At 65.4% G+C, this 25,244-nt stretch carries 18 protein-coding genes and 1 pseudogene; 10 read left to right on the top strand and 9 right to left on the bottom strand.

The window, feature by feature from the left end; translation table 11 throughout:
* The first annotated feature begins 12 nt into the window (after positions 1 to 12).
* From AB0K82_RS34575 to AB0K82_RS34565, 3 genes are read left to right on the top strand one after another with little or no spacing between them, the layout of a single operon-like run.
* The gene (locus AB0K82_RS34575; RefSeq protein ID WP_364405147.1) at positions 13 to 1,626 is read left to right on the top strand and encodes a hypothetical protein; all 1,614 of its coding nucleotides are present in this window, start codon (positions 13 to 15) and stop codon (positions 1,624 to 1,626) included.
* On the top strand, positions 1,610 to 2,047 hold the full coding sequence (locus tag AB0K82_RS34570; RefSeq protein WP_364405145.1) for a hypothetical protein: 438 nt from the start codon (positions 1,610 to 1,612) through the stop codon (positions 2,045 to 2,047). Before AB0K82_RS34575 ends, AB0K82_RS34570 begins: the two co-directional genes overlap by 17 nt.
* Positions 2,048 to 2,066: 19 nt before the next feature.
* Positions 2,067 to 2,504, top strand: coding sequence for a hypothetical protein (locus AB0K82_RS34565; RefSeq protein WP_364405143.1), 438 nt, complete (start codon positions 2,067 to 2,069; stop codon positions 2,502 to 2,504).
* Between the two features lie 169 nt (positions 2,505 to 2,673).
* On the opposite strand, the gene AB0K82_RS34560 is transcribed toward AB0K82_RS34565, so the two are convergent.
* From AB0K82_RS34560 to AB0K82_RS34530, 7 genes and pseudogenes are all read right to left on the bottom strand, one after another.
* The gene (locus tag AB0K82_RS34560; protein WP_364405194.1) at positions 2,674 to 3,555 is read right to left on the bottom strand and encodes a M48 family metalloprotease; all 882 of its coding nucleotides are present in this window, start codon (positions 3,553 to 3,555) and stop codon (positions 2,674 to 2,676) included.
* Between the two features lie 192 nt (positions 3,556 to 3,747).
* A pseudogene (locus AB0K82_RS34555) lies at positions 3,748 to 3,855 on the bottom strand (DUF2510 domain-containing protein); the annotation flags it as partial.
* Positions 3,856 to 3,925: 70 nt separating this feature from the next.
* On the bottom strand, positions 3,926 to 4,588 hold the full coding sequence (locus AB0K82_RS34550) for a hypothetical protein (protein WP_364405141.1): 663 nt from the start codon (positions 4,586 to 4,588) through the stop codon (positions 3,926 to 3,928).
* A gap of 86 nt (positions 4,589 to 4,674) precedes the next feature.
* Positions 4,675 to 5,304 carry a DUF4282 domain-containing protein gene (locus AB0K82_RS34545; RefSeq protein ID WP_364405139.1) on the bottom strand — a complete coding sequence of 210 codons (630 nt, stop codon included), beginning with the start codon at positions 5,302 to 5,304 and terminating at the stop codon, positions 4,675 to 4,677.
* Positions 5,305 to 5,777: 473 nt separating this feature from the next.
* Positions 5,778 to 6,377, bottom strand: coding sequence for a TIGR04222 domain-containing membrane protein (locus AB0K82_RS34540; RefSeq protein WP_364405137.1), 600 nt, complete (start codon positions 6,375 to 6,377; stop codon positions 5,778 to 5,780).
* 122 nt (positions 6,378 to 6,499) lie between these two features.
* On the bottom strand, positions 6,500 to 7,225 hold the full coding sequence (locus AB0K82_RS34535) for a hypothetical protein (protein ID WP_364405135.1): 726 nt from the start codon (positions 7,223 to 7,225) through the stop codon (positions 6,500 to 6,502).
* Between the two features lie 52 nt (positions 7,226 to 7,277).
* Positions 7,278 to 8,579 (bottom strand): hypothetical protein, encoded by a 1,302-nt coding sequence (locus AB0K82_RS34530; protein WP_364405133.1) that lies wholly within the window; start codon positions 8,577 to 8,579, stop codon positions 7,278 to 7,280.
* A gap of 457 nt (positions 8,580 to 9,036) precedes the next feature.
* Here AB0K82_RS34530 and AB0K82_RS34525 point away from each other — a divergent pair, with 457 nt between their 5' ends.
* Both AB0K82_RS34525 and AB0K82_RS34520 read left to right on the top strand, forming a co-directional pair.
* On the top strand, positions 9,037 to 9,276 hold the full coding sequence (locus AB0K82_RS34525; protein ID WP_364405131.1) for a hypothetical protein: 240 nt from the start codon (positions 9,037 to 9,039) through the stop codon (positions 9,274 to 9,276).
* 329 nt (positions 9,277 to 9,605) lie between these two features.
* A complete protein-coding gene (locus tag AB0K82_RS34520; protein WP_364405129.1) occupies positions 9,606 to 9,773 on the top strand; it encodes a hypothetical protein in 168 nt (55 codons plus the stop codon).
* A gap of 63 nt (positions 9,774 to 9,836) precedes the next feature.
* Here the strand turns inward: AB0K82_RS34520 and AB0K82_RS34515 are convergent, their stop codons facing one another.
* Entirely contained in the window at positions 9,837 to 10,214 is a 378-nt protein-coding gene (locus AB0K82_RS34515; RefSeq protein ID WP_364405127.1) for a hypothetical protein, read from the bottom strand.
* 158 nt (positions 10,215 to 10,372) lie between these two features.
* The gene (locus AB0K82_RS34510; protein WP_364405126.1) at positions 10,373 to 11,467 is read right to left on the bottom strand and encodes an XRE family transcriptional regulator; all 1,095 of its coding nucleotides are present in this window, start codon (positions 11,465 to 11,467) and stop codon (positions 10,373 to 10,375) included.
* Positions 11,468 to 11,545: 78 nt separating this feature from the next.
* Between AB0K82_RS34510 and drmD the strand changes: the two genes are divergently transcribed.
* From drmD to drmC, 5 genes are read left to right on the top strand one after another with little or no spacing between them, the layout of a single operon-like run.
* Positions 11,546 to 14,755 (top strand): DISARM system SNF2-like helicase DrmD, encoded by a 3,210-nt coding sequence (drmD, locus tag AB0K82_RS34505; RefSeq protein WP_364405125.1) that lies wholly within the window; start codon positions 11,546 to 11,548, stop codon positions 14,753 to 14,755.
* Positions 14,752 to 18,738, top strand: coding sequence for a DNA methyltransferase (locus tag AB0K82_RS34500; RefSeq protein ID WP_364405123.1), 3,987 nt, complete (start codon positions 14,752 to 14,754; stop codon positions 18,736 to 18,738). Before drmD ends, AB0K82_RS34500 begins: the two co-directional genes overlap by 4 nt.
* On the top strand, positions 18,735 to 22,415 hold the full coding sequence (gene drmA, locus AB0K82_RS34495) for a DISARM system helicase DrmA (RefSeq protein ID WP_364405121.1): 3,681 nt from the start codon (positions 18,735 to 18,737) through the stop codon (positions 22,413 to 22,415). The genes AB0K82_RS34500 and drmA overlap by 4 nt, the downstream gene beginning before the upstream one ends.
* Positions 22,412 to 24,454 carry a DUF1998 domain-containing protein gene (locus tag AB0K82_RS34490; RefSeq protein WP_364405119.1) on the top strand — a complete coding sequence of 681 codons (2,043 nt, stop codon included), beginning with the start codon at positions 22,412 to 22,414 and terminating at the stop codon, positions 24,452 to 24,454. The genes drmA and AB0K82_RS34490 overlap by 4 nt, the downstream gene beginning before the upstream one ends.
* Complete coding sequence (gene drmC / locus AB0K82_RS34485; RefSeq protein ID WP_364405192.1) at positions 24,450 to 25,175, top strand: DISARM system phospholipase D-like protein DrmC; 726 nt, start codon at positions 24,450 to 24,452, stop codon at positions 25,173 to 25,175. Before AB0K82_RS34490 ends, drmC begins: the two co-directional genes overlap by 5 nt.
* Positions 25,176 to 25,244 lie beyond the last annotated feature (69 nt).

Here is a 25,244-nt window from a genome sequence, read left to right as displayed (position 1 = left end):
CCAGGACCGCCGATGGGCATTGACCACACCACCGCCGGTTCCGACAACAACTCCGAGACCGTCGAACACAAATCCGCAGCCGACAACCGCCCGCCGCCTCCACCGGACAAACCGGGCAGCGACGGCTACCCCTCACGCGCTGACAGCCGCGCCGGCGCAGCCGCCGCCAACAACACCGACCAGCCCACCACGGCCGACAAGCGTGAGCAGCAGAACAGCGGCAGCACCGACGCATCAGCAGAGTCCCCGAAAGGCGAAAACTCCGAGGCTGCCGAAAAGGACACCCCGGCTGGCACGCAGCCGAACGAGGCGGCCGAATCGCCGACCAAAGACACCGACGCGACGCCATGGGCCGGCAGCGGCACCCGCTCAGAGCGGACGGGCGAAGGATCAGCCCAACAACCCGACGAAGCGACCGAGAGTGCAAACGAAACCGGCCGTACGGAAACGTCGCCGAACTCTCGCGCCACGACCACCGAGACCGCGGCCTCAGCAGACCGCTCATCAGCGGCAGGTGAGGTCGGACAACAGGATGAGAAGAAGGGCACCACCGACCGCCCTGCGGCCGAGAACGACAGCCAGGCGAAACCCGATGCGGACGCCGCCGGATCGCCCGAGGTCTCGCGAACGTCCGCTTCCGACGCTACGACACCGCAGGAGTCGTCATCGGCTTCTGCGGCCGATGGCCTCCCACCCGAGGCATCACCTGGCATGCGCCCGGAGGCTGCGCCTGACGAGTCGCGGAATGAACCTGGCCGCTCCACCGACACAGCCGTACCCACCGTCGATGAGGCCGGGACCAGCACCGGCGAGCGCGTAACGGCGACGAACGAAGGTACGTTGCACAAGCAATCGGAAGCGGCCGAGTCCGCTCCTCAGGCCGACGGTGACGCACCCTTCGCTCCAGACAACCAACGACTTGATCACACCACCTCCAAGACCGATGCTGCTACCGGCGCGCAGAAGGATGAAGGGCCTGTAACCACAGATCAGCCGCACGAACTCGCTGAATCGGTGGGATCGGCGGATGGCTCCGAACCGGCAGGTTCTTCGACAGAGCACGCTCCTGAAATCCGCGCCGCGCAGAGCAGCGAAGGCGACTCCGGGGACGAAGCGGGTACGCCAGATGAGGAGCCCGAGCAAGCAGCAAGTCCTTGGAAATACGACATCAGAGTCCAAGACGTGCCGTTGGAGGCGTACCTCAATCGGCCTGACGGCCGGGATGGAAGCCCAGACGAGCGGGATCCACTTCTAACTGAAGATCCTTTGCAGGGGGAGAAGCCTGAGGAACTACCGACTGGCGAAGAACTGCGCGACATGGACAGCGACAAGCTATCCAGGTTCGATAGGATACGTAAGTCAGCCCTCAAGAACGCGGGAGACATCCTAGATAAATCCAAGGAATACGCCAATTTGGGTCATGACGTGTTGGGTCGCCCTCCAACCGGTAGCCATGCTCAGGTTAGGGGACTACAGCCGGAGGTGGCCAATGCGCCGCATGACGGCGCAAGCGTTGGCGACTTGATCACTGGGGTTATGGTGGCAGGATTGTTGCTTGGCGAGGGCGGGCGCCGCCTGCATCGCGGCCTCCTAAAGAAGGGAAACAGTAGTGGCGGTAACGGATGAACAAGTGGCGACCTTGCGCGCCTATCTGGCAGGAGAATTTGATCAATACGAGCAGCTAAATGCACGGCTCGATCCGGGCGTCGATGGGATGGCGTATGGCGCACTGATTGCCGCAGGGCTCTTTGAGGCGGTCGATCGACGATTCGCGAAAGGGGCCACGCGAGCTCAGGTAGTCGACTACGTCGGAGACGTTCGATCCCGCTCAGAAAGGCTGAGTGAGGAAATCGACCCGCAGGTTGCGGAAAGATTGATAATGCACTCACTGGGCGAGGGCTCAATCGATGACATAGACGATGGTATCGTCGTCCATACGCAGCTACTGCTGCTGATCGCTCTCGTCGGCGATGAGCGGCTGGACGATGCTGGACTCGACAAGTTCATGGCGACAACACGGGCCCTCGGTAATAGGCTCCTAAGCTGAATTAATTGGAAGGCTCGTCGTGGCGGTAACGGAGGTGCAGGTTGCGTCGTTGCGCTCCTTCTTGGCCGGCGATCCCGGCGAAGGTGTGCAGCTGACCAGAAGGCTTGTCGAATCCGGGCACACGGAAGGCTATGGCGAGTTGGTGTACGCCGCCTTCGTAACAGCCGTGCGGCGCCGGTTCTCGCCGACTTGGACGATTCCAAAAATCGTCCGATTTGTAGCTACCGCGCGTGCTAATCTGCTCGGAAACGACGTAGAAGTCGATCCGCAAGCCGCGGAGGCCGTGATTCGGCGGGCGCTCGGCGACAGTGTAGCTACGGTGTCCGAGGATAAGGCGACAGCTCGTGCGCAGATCTTCTTGCTCTTCGAGTTGATCGACGATGAGGAGCTTGACAGTGCCGGGCTTGACACGTTTCTGGCTGAGGCGCGTTCGCTCGCCAACCGACTGATGAGCTGAGCCTTCGAGGAAAACGGCTGCTCCGCGCCGTACGCCCGACGGGTGGCACCAGCCAGTGGGGCCAGGGCAGGGCCGGATCGGTGGTTTGTTTCTGCATGTTGGAGTATGCGACGACGAATGGATCGACTGATCTATATGCCGGCTCGATGATTGTTTAATGCGGACGGCATCATGCCGGGAGGCGTTTGCGGAGACGTTGGGCGCGGCGGACGATGAGGGGCTGGACGGCGAGCAGGCTCGTGATGCGATCGGTGTCGGTGTGACCGGCCTCGATGGCCGCTTCCAGCGTCGCCAGCAGTTGCGGGCCCAGTCCGAGGTCGGCCACGGCGGCGTCGGCCAGGTATTCCATTCGGTCAGTGGAGAAACGCGCCAGGCTGGCGCCGACGATGGCGATGCCCGCGGGGATCACCGATACCAAGAAGATCAGGATCACCGCGAGGGCCAAGAGGAACGACACGAGGAAACCGAACGGTGTATGCCACCGCTTCGCCACCGCCCACATGCGGCGTACCGGCTGCCAGATCCTGGCGAGTAGCCACCACAACGCGCGAACCGGCAAGGTCACGTGGGTGTAGCAGAACACCGGGACGGCGTGCAGCCCATGGTGGTGGCAGAGCTCGTGAACCAGCACCGCCTCCATCCGTTCGGGCGGCAACGTGCCCACGGCGTGGGACGTCATGACGACCGTCCTGCCGGCAACGGCGGGCGCATTCGGCCCGCCCGACTTGACGATCATCAGCCGGTACCGTCCAGCGGTGATACCGAGGCGCTGCAATGCACGGCGTGATGGTTCGGTGAGGCGGCGGTGTTCCTCTGCGGTCGGGTCACGGTAGCCGTACCAGGCCCGCTGGATCGTCGCCTGAGGCCAACCCGTCACTACCGCGCCGACCACCCAGACTCCGAAGGGCGCTACCGCTCCCCAGAGCGGCCAGAGGAGGTGCAGTCCGTAGGCGGTCGGCACGATGATCGCGAGCGCACCGATTGCCGCGGGAACCAACGCGGCGACAGCAATCGTGATCGAGCCCAGCCCCGGCCGTAGTGGCCGTGGCATCGCAGGTTCATCTGACCTGATCAGCACATGGGCGCCGCCTACCGGCGTCACCGTGCGACCGACGGCAGGTACCGAAGCGGGTAGCGCAGGCCGCCGAGCCGGCGAGGTCGATCCTGGCCCATGCTCGACGAGGTGATTGCTGGGCAGCCGTGGGGGCACAGGCCGTACGGGAACCGGCGCCGGGCTCCCGGCGGGCACGGGACGGGTGCTGGTGGTCCAGGTTCGCCCGTCCCAGAAACGCTCGAATGGCCGGCCGCTTGGATCCGGATACCACCCGGCAGGAGGTTGGCCGGTCACCATGAGTCCTCCCCGTTCCCAGGCGGCCTTCCGAGACTTGAAGAGCCATTCTCGCGCGCGGCGTCCATGCGTGTCACGAGTTGGCCGCTGCTGAGCCGCGACGTAGATCGCGCCAGGTACGGAGGCGGGTACGTACGGTCAGCAGGTGCGCGATGGTCGCGCCGAGGACAGCGATCACCCAGACGGCAACGGCCTCGGCAGTGAAGAACGACCAGACGAGGACGACCAGCGGACCGGCGATGGCCAGCGCGGCTATCGCCAGACAGCCCCCGCCGGTGTTGCCCAACCTGCGGTCGACGCTTCCGGCAGCCCGCCGAACGGTTTGGGGAAGCGTCGATCTCGGGAGCCGCGCCCATGGCCCGAAAGAGGGGTAGTCGCCGGCAAGCGTACGGGCGAGCAGTACCTCAGCCACCGCACATATCACCCAGCACGAGCCGCCGACGACCAACAGCCACAGCAGGTACGGCGGCGGGGGATGAGGCTCGCCCGAGTATCCACCGACGGCATTCTTCACCGCCCAATCGATGTAATGCGACCGCGCGATCCCCGCGACCACGCGCCCGAGCACCAGCATCACGATGAGGAACGGCACCGACCAGCCCGCGGCACGAATCACCGCCGTCCGGCGACCGGCGATACGAAGCGCCTCACGCTGTGGCCAAGCCAGCTCCGGGGCCTCACGTCGCCCGCCCTCCTGCTGCTCCGTGATCGGCGCCCACGCCTCGCTCGCGAACATCGGTGGGGGAGCAGCATCGCGGGGGCCGTACGCTCCGCAGCGCGCGCACCGGCCGTCCTGCACCGGCACGCCGCACCTTGAACACGTCACTGTTCGGCCGCCGCTCGCATCTCCTTGACAACCTCACGCACGATGGTCAGGTCCGTGGAGATCTTGTGTTGCACGATCAGGTATTCGACGACCACACGGGCCATGACCAGCTCGGCGAGCCACATGACCGGCACGCCCATGACGATCACCCACCCCAGGAACGGCCAGAACGACCCCGCCGCCAGGGACCACCCGAACAGAAAGAACACGAGGTTGAAACCGGTCACGCAGACGATGGCGAGGGTGTACAGCATCCGGAGAAGCTTGGTGGTCACCAGACTGTCGAAGCTGCGGTCGAACAGTGACCCGAACAGCCCCTTGCCGATCGGCCCCGTCGGCGGTTTCTCGCCCGTGGTGGCGGGCCCCGCCTGATCCGGAGCGACGAGGGATTCCGCAGGTGGGTACAGCGGGCCGTACGCCGACGGCGCGGATGCCGGATCGTTCCCCGGTGCATAAGCGGGGTGGTGTCCCGAAGCGTAGGCGGGGTCGTATCCCGGGCTGTACGGGCCTTGCCCGTATCCCTGAGGAGCCGATTCCGCTCCCTGGTCCGGGGACGGCGGTCCGCCAGGACTGTACGGCGTTCTCGCATCCGGAGGGATCGACCCCTGCCGTGCCGGATCCGTCATCTCCGAAACCCCCTTCGTCCTCATACGGCCATTCTCACTCGATCTGACCGTACGACGTCTTATGCCGGTTCCGTGACGATATGAATGATCTCAAGCACGGCTGCCGAACGGCGTCGCCGTCGCGGGCGATTGCCGCTAAGCGGGGCTTATCGTTGGGGTTGTTGTCAGCGTCGGCCGTGCAGCAGGCGGCGGTTCAAGACGGAGCCGACGGCTACTCCTGACCCCCAAACACACCCCGGCCGCCCACAGCCCTATCCAGGTACCAGGATTTTGGCGGCCCGTGACAGCCCGAACGCCAGCGCGTGCAGCCGTACGTTCGGCTTGCTGCGGAACCACGGCAAGACGAAAAGTGCCTGGTAGAAGCAGGTCAACCGCCGTGAGCCCTTTGGGGTGCGGCGGGCGTGGCGCTCGGTGTCCAGCAGCCGGCCGACGAATCGGACCAGGCCACGGGAGACGTCGCCAACGGAAATGCCCTATAGGCCCCAACCGGAGCCGCCTGGCCCGTAAATATCAAGTCTGGCAGCGGACCGCACATCGGCGTTCTCGTCGTAGGGTCGGTCGTTCCGGTCGGGTAGTCGGGGTAGTTTGAGATCAGGAAGCTGAAAGTGTGGGTTCGGAGTCTCGAAGATTTTACGCACCGCGGCATCAGGAATCCCGGATGGTCCGAGGATCGCAACCTCATTGATCCCCTTCACCGGGCTCGCGCGCAGTTTTCGGCGCAGGTTGTAAGCACGGACGATCCGGCTGATCTGCCAAGGCGAACGAGGCAGAATGCGCTGTTCGCGTAGGGCGGTGCCGATCTCAGCGACAGCATCGCTGTCGGCAGCCGCAGCGGTCAGCGATCCGAGTTGCCTACCCGAATCAGGGATCGCGTGAAGCACGGCTGATTCGACCCTGTCTCGCGGCGTGCGCCGGATGATTCTGACACGGTGCAGTGCGCGTGAGATGGCTATCTGCTCATCGTCTGCGAGCGCGAGCACCGCCACCGTTATCACTCGGGTCGGACCTCCGCAGATGTAGGCGAGATCGTAGACGCCTAGCTGTGGCTGATCAGCCATGACCATCTTCCTCATGGTGGGGACCTGCCGGAATTAGACGGCCAATAGGCTTGCATGGTTTCGTTAGCCCCGGCCCTGAGGAACGGACGGGACGAGCCCGCCCGCCGTGGCAAGCTTTCAGCTCACCGATTAACGCGCTACGCACGCCCCGTACTTCCGTTCCCCAAGTCGAAGAGCACCCCCTCCGCTGCCTCCGCGTTATCCCAGCTCGCTGGGCCACCTGGCTTCACCGACAGGCGTTTTAGAGCCGCTCTGGCTTGTGGCTTCCCGATTGCGCCCAGTAGCTCGATGGCCGAGTCGGCGCCGATGTCCGCGATCACGCAACGCTCGGCCAACTCCACGGCCCAGTCAGCGAAACGGCCTGGGTCCGGGTCGAGGGCAAGCCAGCGAAATACCGAGTCGGTGATGTCGTCGCGCAGCCACGGGATCATGGCCAGCATCGCCACTTCGACATGGTTCACGACGTGCTGCTGAAGCGGATACAGTCTCTCCCGCGCCCGCCACTCGTGCACCAGCTCGTCCACACCGGCCCATGTCACCTGGCTGGTACGGGGCATGCTCCTCCCGACGGCCTGGTGGAACTCCTCCCACGCGTGCCGCAACAGGCCGGGCGACGGTGGCTGGGGTACGTCCGGCGCCACTTGCGGGTCCTCTAGGAGCACCGTCACTACCCGCCGGGCCTCTGCCACTCGCTCAGGAGTGCGCGGCAGTTCCACGATCCGGCTCCACTCACCCGTGTCCCAGGGCGGCGGCAAGGCGCGCAGTGCACGGGGCAGCACGTAGTCGCCCTCCGGATCACGCCATCGCACGACCTGCGGATCCCACGTCTCCTCGGCACTCGGTTCCGTGCCCGGCTCGCTCATCTCTGCTCCCACCAGCGTCTTGTATCTGTCGTCCGTGGTTCGCGTACTCACGTCATTCGATGCCCAGGTACGCCTTCGCGCTGTCTGGGTCCTTCATCTTTGCCCAGTCCATCGTTCCGTGCGCTGTCCGCTCGTCGATGGCACGCTGCATCTTGCCGAGTTGATCGGCGGACAGGCTTTGACCAGCCACCTTCGCATCGAGCCCGTTCCTGGCCATCTCACCCGCCGCCGTCCGGGAGTCCTTGGCAGGCTTCCCGTTCCGGGCGGGCTTGAATTCACTGAAGATCGATGTCCAGCGATCCGTCGTCTCGATCTCCACGGTGGCCTTACGGTCCGGTTCCTTGTCGGCCCACCTCTTGAGCCGCTCGACCTGATTGGCGAAGTCCGCCTTGCGCGTGGCCGAGCCGGCGTTCTTGACCTCATTGACGTTCACGGTGCCGCTCTTGTCCTTGAAGACCACATCGGCGTCCGGGATCTGGTCGAGATCCACCCTCTCCCCGTTCCCCAGGTTGGCCTCCTTGCGGTTCATCTTGGCGCCGACCCCGGCGTCCACCAGGGAGCCGGGGGCCGCGTCGTCGGCGGCGCGCCGAACGGCGTTTACCTCCGCCCGCGCCTCGGCCAGTTTGTTGGCGTCGGAGGCGTTCGCGACCTTGCCCTCCAGCGCCGCGGCGGCATCGCCGTTGACGTTGTCACGGCGCGCGAGGTCGGTAATCTCGTCGAGTGCGTCGGCCACGTCCTTCTTGCCGATCTCGGCCTTGCTGGGATCGGGGTCGTCCTTGGCGCGGTTCACGAGCCCGTCGATCTGGTCATCGGGCACCGAGGACCCGCTCTCCCGCAGCGCGGCCTTCGCGGTTTCGGCCTTCCCTTCCGCGTCAGGAGCTTCCTCAAGGTCCGGCGTCTCGGTTAGGTCAGGGGCATCCTGCGGTTCGGGTTTCCCCGTCTGCTCGGGGGCCTGTGTCGTGTCGGCGGAGTCCACCAGCTCGGAAGCGTCGACCGACTCCACGAGTTCTGTCGGGTCGGGCGCTTCCCTCGAGTCGGAAGAGGTCTCTGCGGTAGCGGCCCGGCCCTCCTTCAACGCGTCAGAGGGCTTCTCCTTAGTCTCGGCACTGCCGGCAGCGAGTTCTTCGAGTTTCTCAGCGGACGGTGCCGCTGCGCCCTGCTTGCCGGCATCGGTCTTATCGGCCTGCTGCCGGGCAGCCTCATTAGCGGCTGCTGCGGCGGCCCGGCTATCGGCCCGTGACATCCCCTTCGGTTCGGTGCCCGGCTGATCGTGAGGAAGACGGCGAGCGGAGGCAGGCTGTTCCTGGCCCTTGTCGACGGCATCATCGGCGCCATGCACCTGGTCAACGGCCATATGCCGTACCTGCTCGCGACCGGATGGAAAAGACGGCTCCCGGCGCGGCCAACCCGCAGAACCGGGCGACCGCCGAGCGTGCGAGAACCCGAGCAGGTCTCACGATGGCGAGGATCGCCTGGGCCGACACGCCACCGGCTGGCTCAACCACACCCGACACCCCCACCGTTCGTACCTGCCACCTGCGCTTTCCACGCGAGCAGTAGGAGCAACCCAACTAGAAAGACGTCCCTTTGTGTCAATCATCTCAAAACTGGAAAAATTGGCTAATCGTTAGCATCAGGTGTGAGTGGGAAAGCTCTCGTACTCATTGCGGGAGGCGTATCGCGGCAGCGTCTCATGGGAGGACACACTTCCCGCCGTGGGATCGCTGTCCGGTTCCACGAAAAGCCCTCACATCGACAGGCGCCCGACCGGCAGCGGTTCTCCCTTCCCCGAGGATTGGCCGGCGCCACGGGTGACCATCTGGGCCGACCTGCGCAGCCTGCACATCCTGCTGGACGGACGCCTGGTCCACACGATCGTCTCCCGGCTCTGCGCCTCCTGCGGGCAGCCGTTCATGTACCACTCCCACATCGAGCACTGGCGGAAACAAGCGGAGAACGGGACACTGGACGCCGCACTCGCGGCCTTGCGAGCGGATGCTCCCGAGACCGGCAGGCTGGCCGCAGAGGCCTTCCAGTCGCTGATGCGATGAGGAGCCAGGCCACAGTGAAACGCGCCCCATGCCCCCTTCCTGCGAACGGGAGGACCCAGGCGAAGGGATGACCGCAGCCGGACTGTCCGACCCACACGCGCTGCAGCTCTGGGGCACAACCGGCCCCGCTCCTTCGCCTGCAAGAGTTCCTGTCGTACCCACTGCCCGCCGAGTCGGCGGTTCAGCCGGAGGGGAAACACGCCCATGCCGTGGCGCTGGGCTGCTGTTCGCTCACCTTGGGCCTGAACCGCTACGCCACGATCTGCACGTCCGAGACGAGATGCATAGTGATCGCCGCATATGAGTCCTGCCGTGACAAAAGCAAGACCATGGGTAGTGACGAGGCCGCCGCCTGCTACCTCACCGCGGGCGCCTTGGAACTCGCCCAGGCCGCCGGAGTGTTCAACGCCGGGGCGCGAGGCTGGCGCACCGCCCAACGCCGCGTCGCGACCGACGCCACGGCCATCCCTTCCCATGAGTGTGCCCGCACCTTGTGATATTCGACTCATCGGACGCGGTTTCGGACACAGCTGTCGCGCCGGATGGCTTGATGATGCGGATCAATACAGCAAGTCCGCCGCCGAGTTGGGCATCCTCAGATATCGGCCCTCGTCGGCCATTTGGCGCATTAGCTTGACACCTTCGTGCACCTCGATCTCGTCGGCGGCTATGGCGATCTTAACGAGGTCGATGGTTTCGCGCGTCGTGATCCCCTGACGTTGCGCATATCTTAATGCTTCTCGGTCGTCTGAGATCCACCACGATCCCGCCAACGAGGCGCGATTCAGGATTACAAAGCAGGTTTGAGCTTCGCCGAGATGCCTCAATGGCTGGTCGTCAGTGCCGCCGAAGACGGCCCGCCGAATTCCGTTGATCCGTCGAATCTCGGTTTCGTCGTTGATCTCGATCACCTCACCCAGCCAACCTTCGGTGATCAAGCTGCTCAGAGTCGGCAGAAACCGGGCTGATCTCGTCGCCTCATATGCCACGGCTTCGGTCCATCTGCCGCGTCCATCGAGTACCGACTGGAGTAGGTCAAGACGATCGACGGCGGCGAAATTGCATAGAACGGTATTGTCGGGGAACAAGAACTCTGTCATGAGGCATCGGGGGTTCCGCGCTCAGACTCAATCGTGCGCCTAAGCTCGTCGACGTCGACTCCGAGCAGGCTAGCATAGGGTCGAAGTGTGGCCGCTCCGGACTCGTAGGCGGCGTAGGTATCTCGGACGAGGAGACCGGGTGCTCGTGGGGTATTCGCTTCGGCGACCTGCTGAGCGAATTCCTCACCGCGGCCGACCATGCTCGCCGCCTTGGCCCCGGTAATCGTCTTGTAACGGTCACATGTCCCCGCATCGATCAACCGGAGGTGGAGCAGTCGATATGCGAGCGTCGACGGGGTCACCATCAGGTCGGACGCCAACCGGGCGAAGGTCTGATCTGTAAGACCGGTCGATCCGACGGCTTCGCGGAGTACTCCCTCCGGCATGAGGAATGCGGACGCGAAGGCATTCGCCCGTTTCTCGCTGGGGTCTCTCGCTTGTGCATCGTCAAAGATGTCCCGGTCGAGGTGGATGCCCTGGTCGTCACCTGCGAGCAGGTGGCCAAGTTCGTGGGCGAGCGTGAAGCGCTGTCGGGCCGGGATGTGAGATGTGGCCAGCACGATCAACTTGACGTCGTCGGCCGAAACCGCCAAGCCGTCGAAGCCGGCGCCGAGCTCAACGACGGCCACATCGACGCCGAAAACCTCCTCCGTCGAGGCCATGTTGCTGATCGAGTGACCCGCTTCGCGGACTCGCGCAAGTGCTTCTGCGGCCAGCCGTCGCCCCTGCTCGGCGTATCTGCCCGTGCCAATACTCGCAGTCATCGGCCGCCACGGCTGCGGATAGCCGAGCAAGGCCATATCGGTGCGCAAGGTGCTGTACCGCTTTGCTATCTCGAGCGCGGCACGCGCATCGCCGCTCGTGGTCCTGGCCGCCATCGCGAGCGGAGGTTGCTCGCCGGTGATCAGCCAATCCACCGTGACCTGGCAGAGGTCCGCGATGCGTGCGAGATCAAGAGAGGAGAAGCGGCGTGCGCCGCTCAGGGACTTGGACAGCTTCGAATCGTCGAGCCCGATGCGCGTCGCGAAGGCGTGGCGAGTCAGGCCCGATGCCTCGATTAGGCCTAGCACTCGATCTCGAACGTGCGACACAGAAGAAGGCTAGCAACTGTCTTGCGATTATCGCAAGACAGGAGCAGGATAGCCGGCAGCGGGCGAGGGGGAGGTTCTATGACGATCGCGGCGGAGTCTGGGCAGGGCGCAGATGCCCGAGTAGCACATTCGGACGTGTTGCCGCCCGTGCCAGAGCCCGGGCAGGTGGTCAACGTTCGAGGCTCGACCTGGGCGGTGGCCGATGTGCGCCGGCAGGGCTTGCCGCGTAGTCCGGCCGACGAGGGTGCGGCGGGGCTGACGCACGTGGTGAGCCTCCAGTCCCTGGAAGAGGACCGTCTCGGTCAGGAACTCGCAGTCGTGTGGGAGCTGGAGGTTGGGCATACGGTCGCGCCGGACCAGGGGCTTCCCGAGAAAATCGACCCGGGCGCTTTCGACGATCCCAACAAACTCGCGGCATTCGTGGACGCGGTGCGCTGGGGTGCGGTCACCTCGGCCGATTCCACCTCTTTCCAAGCGCCGTTCCGCAGCGGGGCCAACGTCGAGGCCTACCAACTGGAGCCGCTGCGCCGTGCCCTTCAGTCGTCTCGGACCAACCTCCTGCTCGCCGACGACGTCGGGTTGGGCAAGACCATCGAAGCAGGTCTAGTCGTCCAGGAGCTACTGCTGCGCCACCGCGCGCGTTCGGTCGTCATCGTCTGCCCGCCCAGCCTCGCGCTGAAGTGGCAGGACGAGATGCGGGAGAAGTTCGGCCTGGACTTCGTCATCGTCAACAGCGACCTCATGGCCCAGGTGCGCCGTAGCCACGGACTGAACGCCAACCCGTTCCGGCTGTTCCCCAGGGTCATCGTCAGCATGTCCTGGTTGCCGACGTTGCGTGCGCAGCGTCTCCTACGCGATGTCTTCGCCGACGTTCGTGACACGGCCACGGCGCGGCGTTGGGCCTTCGACGTCTTGATCGTGGATGAGGCACACCACGTCGCTCCCGCAAGCCCCACCACCGCGCCGGGCCGACGTGGATACGCAGTGGACAGTCAGCGCACGACGGCCACCAAAGCGCTCGCGGACAAGTGCGAGCACCGCCTGTTCCTTAGCGCGACACCGCACAACGGCTATCCCGAATCGTTCACCGCACTGCTGGAGATGATCGACGGCCGGCGGTTCAGCCGTGGCGCGAACCTCGACGAGCGGGCGTTGAAGGACATCGCGGTTCGCCGACTGAAGACGGATCTTCCCGAGAAAGGGTTTCAGCAGCGGCGGCTCAAGTCGATCGTATTCGAGCCGAGTGAGGATGAGCAGCGGCAGTACGCGAAGTTGGATCGTATCCTCACCGACAGCGCCCGGGCCAACGGCAAGAATCGTGCGGGTGGCATCGTCGCGATGCTGCTGAAGAAGCGCTTCCTCTCCAGCCCATGGTCGTTTGCCCGCACGATGGAACTCTACGAGCAGGCGGCAGACAGCGGACGGCAACTGGAGTTCGACGACGAGGCCGAGTATTACTCCGAAGTTCTCGGCAGTGGGCAGTCCGATGATGAGGAAGGAGCTGCGGACCAGCCGGAGTTCACAACCCTGCGGCAGGCCAAGGGCTCGGACCCGCTGGTCACGGCGACCGATCGGGAGATCGCATCGCTGATCGAGTGGGGGCGGCGCTTCGAGCATCGGCCCGACTCCCGGCTGGACGCGTTGCTCAAGTTCCTCGACTCGGTCTGTCGACCGGATGGCGAGACCTGGACCAACGAACGGGTCGTGGTGTTCACCGAGTACGCCGCGACGCTGGAGTGGATCGAGCGCGTGCTTTCTCAACGCGGCTACCGAGACGTCCTGAAGACGATCCAGGGCTCGACGCCTACCGATCAGCGAGAGATGATCAGAGCCGAATTCACCGAGGATCCTGCGAAGCATCAGGTACGAGTGCTTGTAGCCACCGACTCCGCTGGCGAGGGCATCGACCTTCAGGATCATTGCCATCGCCTGGTCAACTTCGACATCCCGTTCAATCCGTCCCGTTTGGAGCAGCGGATCGGGCGCATCGACCGCTACGGTCAGCGCTCCACACCGGAGATCTACCAGTTCATACCGCAGCCGAAATCCACGGTCTATGCGAAAGATGTGAACTTCCTCGTCGAGCACATCGCATGGAAGATCGGCAATGTCTCTCAGGACCTCGGGGGGGCGGTCAACCCGGTCATCGACACCGACGTGCAGAACCACTTCAACCCGGTCGGAGCCGTCCGAAAGACCAAGCCGTCTGCTCCGGATGATGGCAATGCGGTCATTACTCGCGCCCTGGCGGGAGGCCTCGAGCTGAACCGGCGACTCACTGAGCTGTCGCGCACCTATGACGAGCGCAAGGCGGAGATGCACCTGACGCCGGGCAACGCGCGGCGTGTGGTGGACGCCGCGCTAGCGCTCACCGCGCAACCTCCGCTGGTGGAAATCGGTGACGACAAAACCGACGCGCAGGTCTTCGCTGTCCCGGCCCTCGGATCGGCGTGGCAGCCCGCGTTGCGGGGCCTGGACACCCGCCTGGAACCCGGTGTCTCGCGCCCGATCACCTTCGACGACGGGGCCGCTCGGGGCCGGTCCGATCTCGTGCATGTCCACCTCGGACACGCACTGATGCAGCGCTCGGCCCGCGTCCTGCGCAGCGCGTTGTTCAGCGTTGACGCACCTATCAACCGCGTGACGGCGGTAGTGGTCGAGGGACTGCCTCAGTCGTGTGTCGCCGCCGTATCGCGGCTCGTCCTCGTCGGGCGTGGTGGGCTGCGCCTACACGAGGAGGTGTTCCTCACCGGTATCCGCGTGCGCGGGCAGGCGATGGCGGAGGCCAAGGTCGAGCAGGTCCTCGATGAGACGCTCGACGCGGAGGACCTCGTTGTGGCCGACGACACGGTCCGTGCGACGCTCGCGGAGCTGTGGAACACCGACGACTCCCGGTTGCGTACCCGGCTGCTGACCGCGATGGCGCGCAAGGCCGAATCACGCCAGGAAAAGGTCACCGATGCGCTTCAGGTCCGCCGGGACGCCGACATCGCCAGGGCGCACGAGATTTTCGGTGCCTTCCGTGTCAACCTGCGTGAGTCCCGTGACCGGCTAGCGCGGGAGATCCAGGCTCAGGAGGAATCGTTGTTCACCGACGACCAGCAGGCGCAGCGGCGCCGCGACCTGCGGGCGATGGAGGACCGGCTGGCGGGCCTGGACGATGAGGAACAGCGCGAAGTCGCCGCGATCGGTGAGCGGTACACCGACATCAAGCCGCACGTGTCCGCTGCAGCCGTCGTCTTCGCGTTGACGCCGGCCGACGCGGAGGACGGGAGGGTACGCGCATGAACCGCGCGTTCGCACCAACGGCGGCGGACCTGCACCGCGCGTGGCTGGAACTGGTCGACACCGACGGCCCGTTCCTCGCCGTTCCGGCGCTTAAACGCGTCTGGCCGCAGGGTGTGCCACAACCCCACGCCGACGCTGCCGCGGCGCTGAAGGACGCGAAGCCCGCATTCGAAAAGGCGTGGGAGAACTGGGACCGGCGGCGAGACGATACGGCGGCGCTGGAGTACTACCGCGAAGCGCGTGATACCTGGGTGGACGTCGTCTTTCGGGAGGTTCTGGGCTGGGGCGACTCCTACGTCACCACAGATGCCGGGGTCGAAATCCGTTCGCCCGACCACACCATCACCGTACGGGCCAGCGGGGCGCTCGTACACGGGGATACGACCGGTGCGCTCGTCCTCGTTGTCGATCCAGTCGACTCGCTGCGCGATCCGCTCGACGATGGCTGGGCGACCAGCCCCGTCGACCGGATGGAAGAGCTGCTGCGAGCCGGCGGAATCCCGATCGGGGTCGTCACCGATGGGCGCTGGTGGGCGATCGTCAGCGCCCGCGAGCAGACCATGGTCGCCTCCGGCATCGTCGACGCGCAGACGTGGATCGAGGAACCACAGACCCGCAACGCCTTCATCGCGCTGCTTCAGCGCCGCCGTCTCGTCGGCGGTAAACCCGCCGACCGGCTGACCGAGCTCTTCCGTGAATCGGTTGCCGCCGCCGAGGAGATAACCGAGGCACTGGGCACGCAGGTGCGCCGTGCGGTCGAACTCCTGGTCCAGGCACTGTCCGAGGCCGCGCTCGGTACGACACCGGACCCGCTGCCGCCCAACCGAGCGGACGTCTACGAAGCGGCCGTGACGATGCTGATGCGAGTGGTGTTCCTGCTGTTCGCCGAGGAACGCGGCCTGCTACCCCAGAGCCAGCTGTTCTCCATGGGCTATGGAATCAGCGGCGAGCTGGACGCCCTGGATGCCCGGGCCCGTGAGGAGGGGAGCGAAGCCCTCGACGCCACGCATCTGACCTGGCACCGCCTTCTCGCGACCTCCCAGGCGCTCTATCGCGGCGCGTCCTTCGAGGACCTGCGCCTACCGTCATACGGGGGATCGCTGTTCGATCCGGCCCGTTTCGGCTTTCTAACGGCACGCGGCGAACGCGGCACGCTGGCGATCACGGTCAGCGACCGCGTGATGCTCGAGGTCCTTAAGGCCGTGCAGATGGCCCGGCTCAGGGGCCAGCCGGCGCGGCGGATCTCGTTCCGTGACATCGACGTCGAGCAGATCGGCTATATCTACGAGGGGTTGCTCGGCTACTCCTGCGCCGAAGTCGGAGAGATCACGGTCGGCCTCATCGGCAAGCCGGGTGAAGAACCGGAGATCCCGCTCGCCCGGCTCGAAACCCTCGCGGAGACCAAGCGGACCGACGCTGCGCTCGCCGACGCGATCATCGCCTGGGCGAAGGAGAACCAGCCCGCGGCCACCCCGCCGACCAAGGCCGCGCTGGCCAAGGCGATTCGCGAGACCGAAAAGGTGCAGGACACCGAGCATGCCCTGCGCGCGGTGACCACCGACGCGGCCCTGCGCGATCGGCTGCGGCCGTTCATCGGGATCATCCGGCGAGACCTGCGTAACCGCCCGCTCGTCGTCTTGCCGGGCGGCGTGGTCGTCATCGAAACGCCGTCGCGCGCCTCGGCGGGCGCGCACTACACTCCGCGCTCGCTCGCCGAGGAGGTCGTGCAGCACGCCCTGGAACCGCTCGTATTCGACCCGGGGCCCCATCAGGCCGTGGACGGCTGGGAACCGGTGTCATCGGACCGGATCCTCGACCTGAAGGTCGTCGACATCGCCTGCGGATCGGGCGCGTTCCTCGTCGCCGCCGCCCGCTACCTGGCCGCTCGGCTCGTGGAAGCCTGGCATCGCCAGGGTGAGGCCATCGGGACACCACACGAACTGCAGACACACGCGATCCGTATGGTTGTCGCCACCTGCCTGTACGGCGCCGACATCAACGCCATGGCCGTGGAAATGTGCAAGCTGTCGCTGTGGCTGGTCTCGCTCGACCCGAAGCTGCCGTTCTCCTTCGTCGACGACAAGGTCCTGCACGGCAATTCGCTGCTCGGCCTGACCGATGCCCGACAGCTCAAATTCATGCACATAGCCCCGGCGACGACACAACCGAGCCTGTTCGAACTCGACGTGGACGACGTACTCACCCAGGCGGTAAGGCTGCGACGGCAGCTCGCCACCGAAGTCGACGACAGGGATCCACAACGCTCCGCGACGACGAAACGGCGCCAGTGGCGGGATTATCAGAAGCTGACCGAGCAACTCTCCGACGTCGCGGACGGCGTGGTCGCGGCTGGCCTTCGGCTGGGCGGCAAGCCCGGAAAGGCGCTGCGCGAGGCGTATGAGAACCTCCGCATCGCCGTCGAGCGCGCCTACCCGAGATCTGAGGACGAGCCGGACCGCGCCATGCTCGACGCCATCCTCAGCGCCGGCCTCACCCCGACCGTCCCAACGGACTATGAGCGCTGGAAGCCGCTGCACTGGATCCTCGCTGTGCCCGACGTGATGGAACGCGGCGGCTTCGACGCCATCATCGGCAACCCGCCATTCCTGGGTGGCCAGAAGCTCACCGGTTCAATGGGCACCAACGCGCGCGACTGGTTCGTAAATGTATTGGCGGGAGGTACGAAGGGCAGCGCTGACCTCGTCGGGTACTTCTTCCTCCGCGCGATGTCCTTGCTGACCAGCCATGGAAACCTAGGGCTCATCGCGACGAACACGGTCGCACAGGGCGCCACCCGCGAAGTCGGGCTTGACCGGATGGTCGCCGACGGCTTCACCATCGTCCGGGCGATCCAGAGCAAATCGTGGCCTGCCGCGAGCGCCAATCTCGAATACGCGGCGGTCTGGGGAAGTCGCGGAACGATCCCGACAGCCGTGCCGCGAGTGGCCGATGACATTGTCGTGGATCGGATCTCGACGCTCTTGGAGCCTGCCGGTCGCGTTGACGGTGCGCCGATCCGGCTTGCGGAGAATGCTGGGATCGCGTTCCAGGGATGCATCGTCTTGGGTATGGGCTTCGTGCTGGATCCCGAGGAAGCCGCCGCTTGGATTGAGGCCGATCCGAGAAACAAGGATGTCCTATTTCCCTACCTTAACGGTGAAGATCTCAACTCCCGACCGGACACCTCACCATCCCGGTGGGTCATCGACTTCCAAAGCCGATCCGAGGATCAGGCCAAGGAGTACCCAATGCCGTTTGGTCATGTACTCCAAGAGGTGCGTCCAGAACGTGCCCGGAAAGCTAAGGCGGTTCGAGAGGCACCGTGGTGGTTGTTTCTCAGGTCTCGCCCCGCCATGCGGAAGGCGATTGCGAGGCTGGACGAGGTGCTCGTCATCGCACTGGTCAGCAAGACGGTGATGCCGGTACGGGTACCGACAGGCCAAGTGTTCAGCCATATGCTGGGCGTCTTCGCGACGGACTCGTTCGCGGATCAGGCAGTGTTGTCGTCAAGCCTCCACCAGACCTGGGCGATCAAGAACGGGTCCGGGATGCGTAATGACCCCCGCTACACGCCATCCGACGTGTTCGAGACCTTCCCCCGCCCGGAGCCGTCCGAGCGGTTGACTGAGATCGGTCGAACGCTGGATGCCGAGCGGCGAGAGATCATGCTGGGCCGGGATCTCGGGCTGACGAAGCTTTATAACCTGGTCAATGACCCAGATATCGCTGACTCCGCCGATGCTCACGTCGCGCGGATGCGGGAGATCCACGTCGAACTCGACGAGGCGGTCATCGATGCTTATGGGTGGGGCGACGTGCCGCTGGAGCATGGCTTTCACACATATCGGCAGATGCGCCGGTGGACAGTCAGCCCGACAGCTCGGGTGGAGATTCTGGATCGGCTGTTGGAGGAGAACCACCGCCGAGCAGCTGCACAGGGCGACACGCCGCCTCCGCTCGATGTCGACGAGGGGGATGAGTGAGCGCACCACAGGACCAGCGGCCGGAGTACCGGCTGAAGTACGAGCCGGACGGGCGATCGTGGACGGCGCGGGAGAACCTGGTCGACATCCTCGAACGCGAGCTGCTCGGCCCAGCGAACGGCACCGAAGAGGTCCTGGACGGGGTGCCCGACTCGGCTTACCTGATCGGCAAGATCGCGCCCGTGCGACTCACCGACGGCCCGGACGACCCGAGCGACGCGGACTCCGGCGAGGCCGCAACCGATGTCGGTGACGCGATCGACGCCGAGGCGAGCCGGGGGGTTCCGGTAACCGCGGTCGACGAAAGCGGCGCAGGCGCGGACGAGGACACCGCCGAAGATGAACCCCAGAAGCGGGGGCTAATGATCCCCGCTTCGATGGGATTGCGCTGCCAGATCCCCGACGACCTCGACTCGTTCACCCTGACCACCTCGTGGGGTGTGTACGAACCGATCAAGGAGAAGCCTGAGGACACGTCGCGGACCCGGCGCTACAAGCGCATCCCGATCGAGATCACAAAGACGATCAACGTTGCCGCCCTCGACCCGGCGAAGACCACGACGATCCCACTCAAAGACGAGGTGGTCCTGCGAATCGACCGCCATGATGACACCGACCACGCGTGTCGTCTGATCGAGGTGGCGCTGTGCAACGACAAGGAGACACCGCGCAAGATCCCGGTCAACGCGTGGCTGTACCAAACCAAGATCTCCATCAACGCCGACGGCGCGGAGGTTTTCCTACCGGTCACCGACGCGCTGGAGGACACCCGGCCCGAGCGTGACGATGAGCTGCGACGGCTGAAGCTCCAGTATCGCGACCGTCTGGAGTTCGCCATCGGGCGCACCTGCTCGGTCGACTGGAAGGTGGCCGAGGGCGCCCGGCGGGCCAGCGCAGTCTGGACGACGTGGCTGCCGACCTGCCAGACACCGCAGACCACCGCCGAGGAGATTGGCGAAGCGCTGCTCGACATGAAGGCGCTCGAGACGGCGAGCCAGGACGAGCTGCGAGCCGGGCTGGAGACCATCGTCATCGGCTATCAGTCCTGGCTGGACGGCCAGCAACGCCAGGCCGAGGAGCTGCCCGCGCATCTTCGCGAAGAGGGCCTGGACGCGGTCAGCGAAGCACGCAAGGTGCAGCGCCAGCTCGAAGACGGCCTTGAGTATCTGCTCAACGATCACGAGGCGTTGCGCTGTTTCCGGTTCATGAATCAGGTGATGGCTGACCAGCGCATCCAGTCGCAGGTCGCCCAACTCCGTGCCGCGAACCCCCGGATGGGCATCGACCAGGCACGCGCCACCGTGCTCGCCGACGGGCCCAAGGCGCACTCGTGGCGTACGTTCCAGCTCGCCTTCGTCCTGATGCAGCTTCCGCTGCTGACCGACCCCGCCGCCGAGAAACGCTCCGGTGATCTCGCTAAGGCCCAGTTGCTGTTCTTCCCCACCGGTGGCGGCAAGACGGAGGCATACCTCGGCCTCGCCGCGTACACCTTCGCCATCCGGCGGCGACAGGGCATCGTCACGACGGCGGACGGTCCGCTCGACGGCAATTCTGGAATAGCCGTGCTGATGCGGTACACCCTGCGGCTGCTCACCGCGCAGCAGTTCCAGCGCGCGACCGCGCTCGTCTGTGCAGCGGAACTGGCGCGTCTGAAGGACGAGGCCACCTGGGGTACTGAGCCGTTCCGGATCGGACTGTGGGTCGGAACGGACGTGAGCCCGAAGCGGTACGACGAGGCCGCGGCCCAGTTGGGCAAGGCCAACAGGGGCGGAGGATACCGGCTCACCGTTTTGCAGATCCAGCGTTGCCCGTGGTGCGGCAGCAAGATCGGCGCAAGTAACGTGCGTGGTGCGGACGCAGAGCGGCGGGTGTACGTCTACTGCGACGATGACCTGGCCGACTGTCCGTTCGCCGAGGGCGGTGCGGTGACCGAGGGCCTACCCGTGCTGACCGTCGATGAGGAGATCTACCGGCTGACGCCCGCGTTCCTCATCGCCACCGTCGACAAGTTCGCCCGCCTCGCCCGCGAGGGTGAGGCGGCCTCGCTGTTCGGCTACGTGTCGAAACGCTGCGAACGCCATGGCTTCGTGCACCCTGACTATCGGCACTGTGAGATCAAAGACGGCAGCAAACACCCCGCGAAGGACGGCCTTCCCACCGCCGCCGTACGCCCGGCGGTACGACTGCGGCCGCCCGACTTGATCATTCAGGACGAGTTGCACCTCATCACTGGCGCCCTGGGCACGACGGTCGGCTTGTTCGAGGTGGCCATCGACGTGATGACGGCATGGCGCACTGGCGACGGCCATCCGGTACGGCCGCTCCTGGTCGCTTCCACTGCAACCGCGCGCAACGCGCCCGAGCAGGTGCGCGCCCTCTACGGGCGTGACGTCACGATTTTCCCTCCCCAGGTGCTCGACGCCGGTAAGACGTTCTTCTCTAAGGAAGAACCCGTATGCGAAGAGTTCCCGGGCAGACGCTACATCGGGCTCAGCACGACCGGGGTGCGGATCACCACGGCGGAGATCCGAGTGGCTGAGATTCTGATGGCCGCCGGCCAACTGCTGCTCGACCGTTTCGGCGAGGCCGCCGACCCCTACATGACGCTGGTCGGCTACTTCAGCGCGACCCGCGAGCTGGCCGGTATGGCCCGGTACATGGGCGACGACATCCAGACCGCGCTCGCCAAGCGCCGCCCGTGGTCGTTTCTACCGAGCCGGACCGGCACGAACTTTGGAGCTCTCCACGTCGCCGAGCTGACCTCTCGCGTGGCAAGCGCCGACATCACCACGACCCTCGACCAGATGGCGGTAGCCTTCAACCCGGCCTTCGACTCCGCTGCGGGCAAACGCGATCTTCGCGCGCTGCGCGAAGCGAAGAAGCCGGTGCCCAAGCGCGAGACGAGCCCATACGATGCGGTCCTCGCCACCTCGATGCTCCAAGTCGGCGTCGACGTCACCCGGCTCGGGCTGATGCTCGTCGTCGGTCAGCCGAAGAACACCGCCGAGTACATCCAGGCGTCCTCCCGGGTGGGACGTGACCCGAAACGCCCCGGTCTAGTCATCGCCCTCGGCAATTGGGCCCGACCCCGCGATCTTGCACACTTCGAACAGTTCCGGCACTACCACGAGACGTTCTACGCCCAAGTCGAGGCACTGTCGGTCACCCCGTTCTCGGTGACGTCGATGGAGCGGGGCCTCGACGGAGTGCTCGTCAGCGCCGCTCGCGTGCTCCAGGCCGTCCAGGCCCAAGGGCTCTCACCGGAGCAGGGCGCCGGCCGCATCGAGGCGGAGCGAGACTTCGCGGTCGATCTGATCGACGCGTTGGTAAATCGTGTGAAACGCGCCTCGGATGAGGATGCGGCGGAACATGCTCGGCAGCGCCTGTACAACCGGCTGGATCAATGGGTTAAACGGCGCAAGCATCTGGAGGACCTTCGCAAGTCGCTCGTGTACGAGCGGTTCACGGATGAGGCACGGCACGGTCCGCTCATGAACAGCGCGGAGAATGCACAGTCGCTGGCCGAGAGCCGAGACAGCGCGCCGTTCGTCGTGGCCAACTCGATGCGCGAGGTGCAACCGGAGATCAACCTTCTGGTCAGCCCCATCAAGGAGAACCTGGTCTACATCGCACCACCCGGCGCGCCGAAATGGGAACTGCCTGGGGAGACTTCATGAGCACCGAACCGGTCACCGGTGCGCGGTTCGTCTACGACGCCGCCACCGCCGTCGATCCGCTGGGCGATGCGGAGAAGGAAGCCGACAAGGGCACCAAGCACAATCGCGCCAAGGTCGGATCTGGACGCCCCTCGGCCTTGCTCTACACCTACGGTCCTGGGGCGATCATGGACCTGCCCCAGTTCACGATCATGCCTGCGGGGCTCGACGACTGGGACCGAATCTGGAACCGGCGCGACGGGATTCCTCAAATCCGCGCGCCTCGGCTGCGTGAGGTGGTGCGCATGATGCTGCGCTCCCCAAACGTGCAACTCCGCCCCCACCCGTGGCAGCCCAAAAAGTTCAGCCTGTCCAGCGAGGGCAACGACCTCGGGGTTCCCGCCCGGGTATTCCCGCAGTGGCTACGCTGCACTGGGTGCGACATGCTCGGCATGCTCTCGCAGTTCGACTACCGCAACACCCATCCCTACCGTACGGATCTCGCCTGCTTTGAGCACGTCAAGTGCACGGGCCGGTCGGGAGACCGCATGCGTAAGGCGGCCCGCCGTACCGCAGTGCCGGCGCGTTATCTGCTCGCCTGCGTCAATGGACATCTCGACGAATTCCCCTATGAACTCTGGGTCCATCACGGTAAGCCGTGCGCACAGGCCGAGTTTCCGGCACTGAAGATGACAGACCGGACAGCGGGGAAGGGCGCGTCAGCGGTAATCCATTGTGCATCCTGTGGCGCCCGTCGGCCGATGAATGAAGCACAGGGGGAGGCCGGGAAGTCCAAGCTGCCCAAGTGCCGGGGCCGTCACCCGCACCTCGATGCTTTCGAACCGCAGGGATGCAGACTCGACACCCGGCTGATCCTCGTCGGTGCTTCCAACCTGTGGTTCCCTGCGACCCAGTCGATCATCGTGATGCCGGAGTCCCAGCAAGAACGCGACAGTGATCTGGCGGATCAGATCCGCATCGCGCTGGGCACGAAACTGGCCAAGTACCGCGATGATCTCGACACGCTACGAGACGTACTCGACGGCAAAATCGATGTCGATGTCACCACACTGTCCGACGAGGAGTTGAGCCAGGCCGCCGTGGCTGCGTCGGCATCGCCCGCCTCGGTCGAGGAGCAGGAAGAGCGGCTCCGAGCATGGGATCCGGTGGACCTGATCGTCCCCGAATGGCGCTACCTGCTCAAAGATCCGATTCGCGCTAGGCATGAGGACGAGATGAGCGGCCTCACCCTGTCCAAGCGGGAGTGTGATCCGGGCTTGCGACCGGAGATCACCAGGGTCTTGGCCGTCGAGCGGCTGCGCAAGGTCAACGCCCTCGTGGGCTTCACGCGCATTGACGATATGGATCGCGTTGGGGATCTGCCGCAGCGGCTCGCCCCGCTGACCCGAACGTCCCAGCCGGCCTGGACGGTCGCTACTGAGGATCGCGGTGAGGGCATCTTCCTCCAGCTCGACGAATCTAAGGTGGCGTCCTGGGAGGCGCGGGTACTTTCGTCGGAGCTGTGGCGCGCACACCGCGACGCGCACCGCCGGAACTTCAAACGCCGGTTCTCCGAGACTGCCGGCTTCGTCGATCCGGACACCCGGCTCAAGCCCCCGCGCTACTGGCTCATCCACACCTTCGCCCATGTTCTGATCCGGGAATTCGCCATGACCTGCGGCTACTCTGCGGCGAGCCTGAGCGAACGGCTCTACGCATGGCCCGAAGCCGACGGGAGGGCCGCGGCGGCAGGGCTGCTCATCTGCACCACGGCCTCTGACAGCGACGGAACCCTCGGCGGGCTCGTCCAGCTCAGCGAACCCGCACGCCTCGAACAGGTCGTGTCCAGCGCCCTCTACCGGGCAACTCGGTGCTCGTCGGACCCGATTTGCGCGATGCGCACGCCTCAGGACCCGGAAGACTTCTTGCACGGTGCCGCCTGCCACTGCTGCGTCATGGCGTCGGAAACCTCCTGCGAACGGGCCAACCGCTTCCTCGACCGCCGGTTCCTCGTCAAGCTGCCGGGCAACAACGTCGGCTTCTTCGGCGGTACCGATTGACAGCACGGCGGCGCGTGAGCTGGGCGGGCTCCTCACCGGCGCCGAAGCCAAGGAAATCGCCGACAGGCTGGCTGACGGCGACACGCTGACGGCTGCGCTGAGAGCCGTCTCTCCGGGACGCCGACCAGCAATCAGGGCGCTCCTAGAGACCGGAGGCGGCCCGACACCCCAGCTTATCCCCGTGCTTCGCGCCATAGAGGGCGCGCGGTCGACCGTCACTGCCGTCGACCCACTGTGGACGATGCCCGGTCACCTGGCGCAGGCCGGCCCGCTGACTAGCTCCGTGACCCAATTCGTGGACAACGCCCGGCAGTCGGTCACATGCTCGACCTTCAATTTCCAGAAGTCGTCCGAGCTGTGGGCAGCCCTACGGCGCGCCGCACGTCGCCCTGAGATCAACGTTCGCGTCTATGTCGACACGGGCGCGGCGGATCGACGGCCCGTTCCTTGGTCGCCGACCACGTCCGAAGTGGCCGCGCACCTGCAGCCGGGAGTCGTCCTGCGTACGAAGCGGTTCGACGGCTACCTTGTCCGCAATCATGCGAAGTTCCTCGCTATCGACCACCGGTTTCTCTTGGTGACGAGCGCGAATTTTTCATGGAGTGGCGAGAACGCGAACATCGAGTTCGGTATTTTTGTCGACAATCCAAATTTGACTGAGGCTGTCGAACGTCAGATGCTACGAGTAGAGGACTCGCTATATGAACGTGTCCACGCGTAGTGCCCGAACTGTCGCCGCGTTTGTTTGATGTGTGCGCGTCGGAGGTGGTCGTTGTGAGTCGTACGCAAA

The organism is Actinoallomurus sp. NPDC052274 (assembly GCF_040679475.1).
Classification (GTDB): domain Bacteria; phylum Actinomycetota; class Actinomycetes; order Streptosporangiales; family Streptosporangiaceae; genus Actinoallomurus; species Actinoallomurus liliacearum.
The sequence above is the reverse complement of the archived record's forward strand: the minus strand, read 5'-3'. Positions and strand labels throughout refer to the sequence as shown.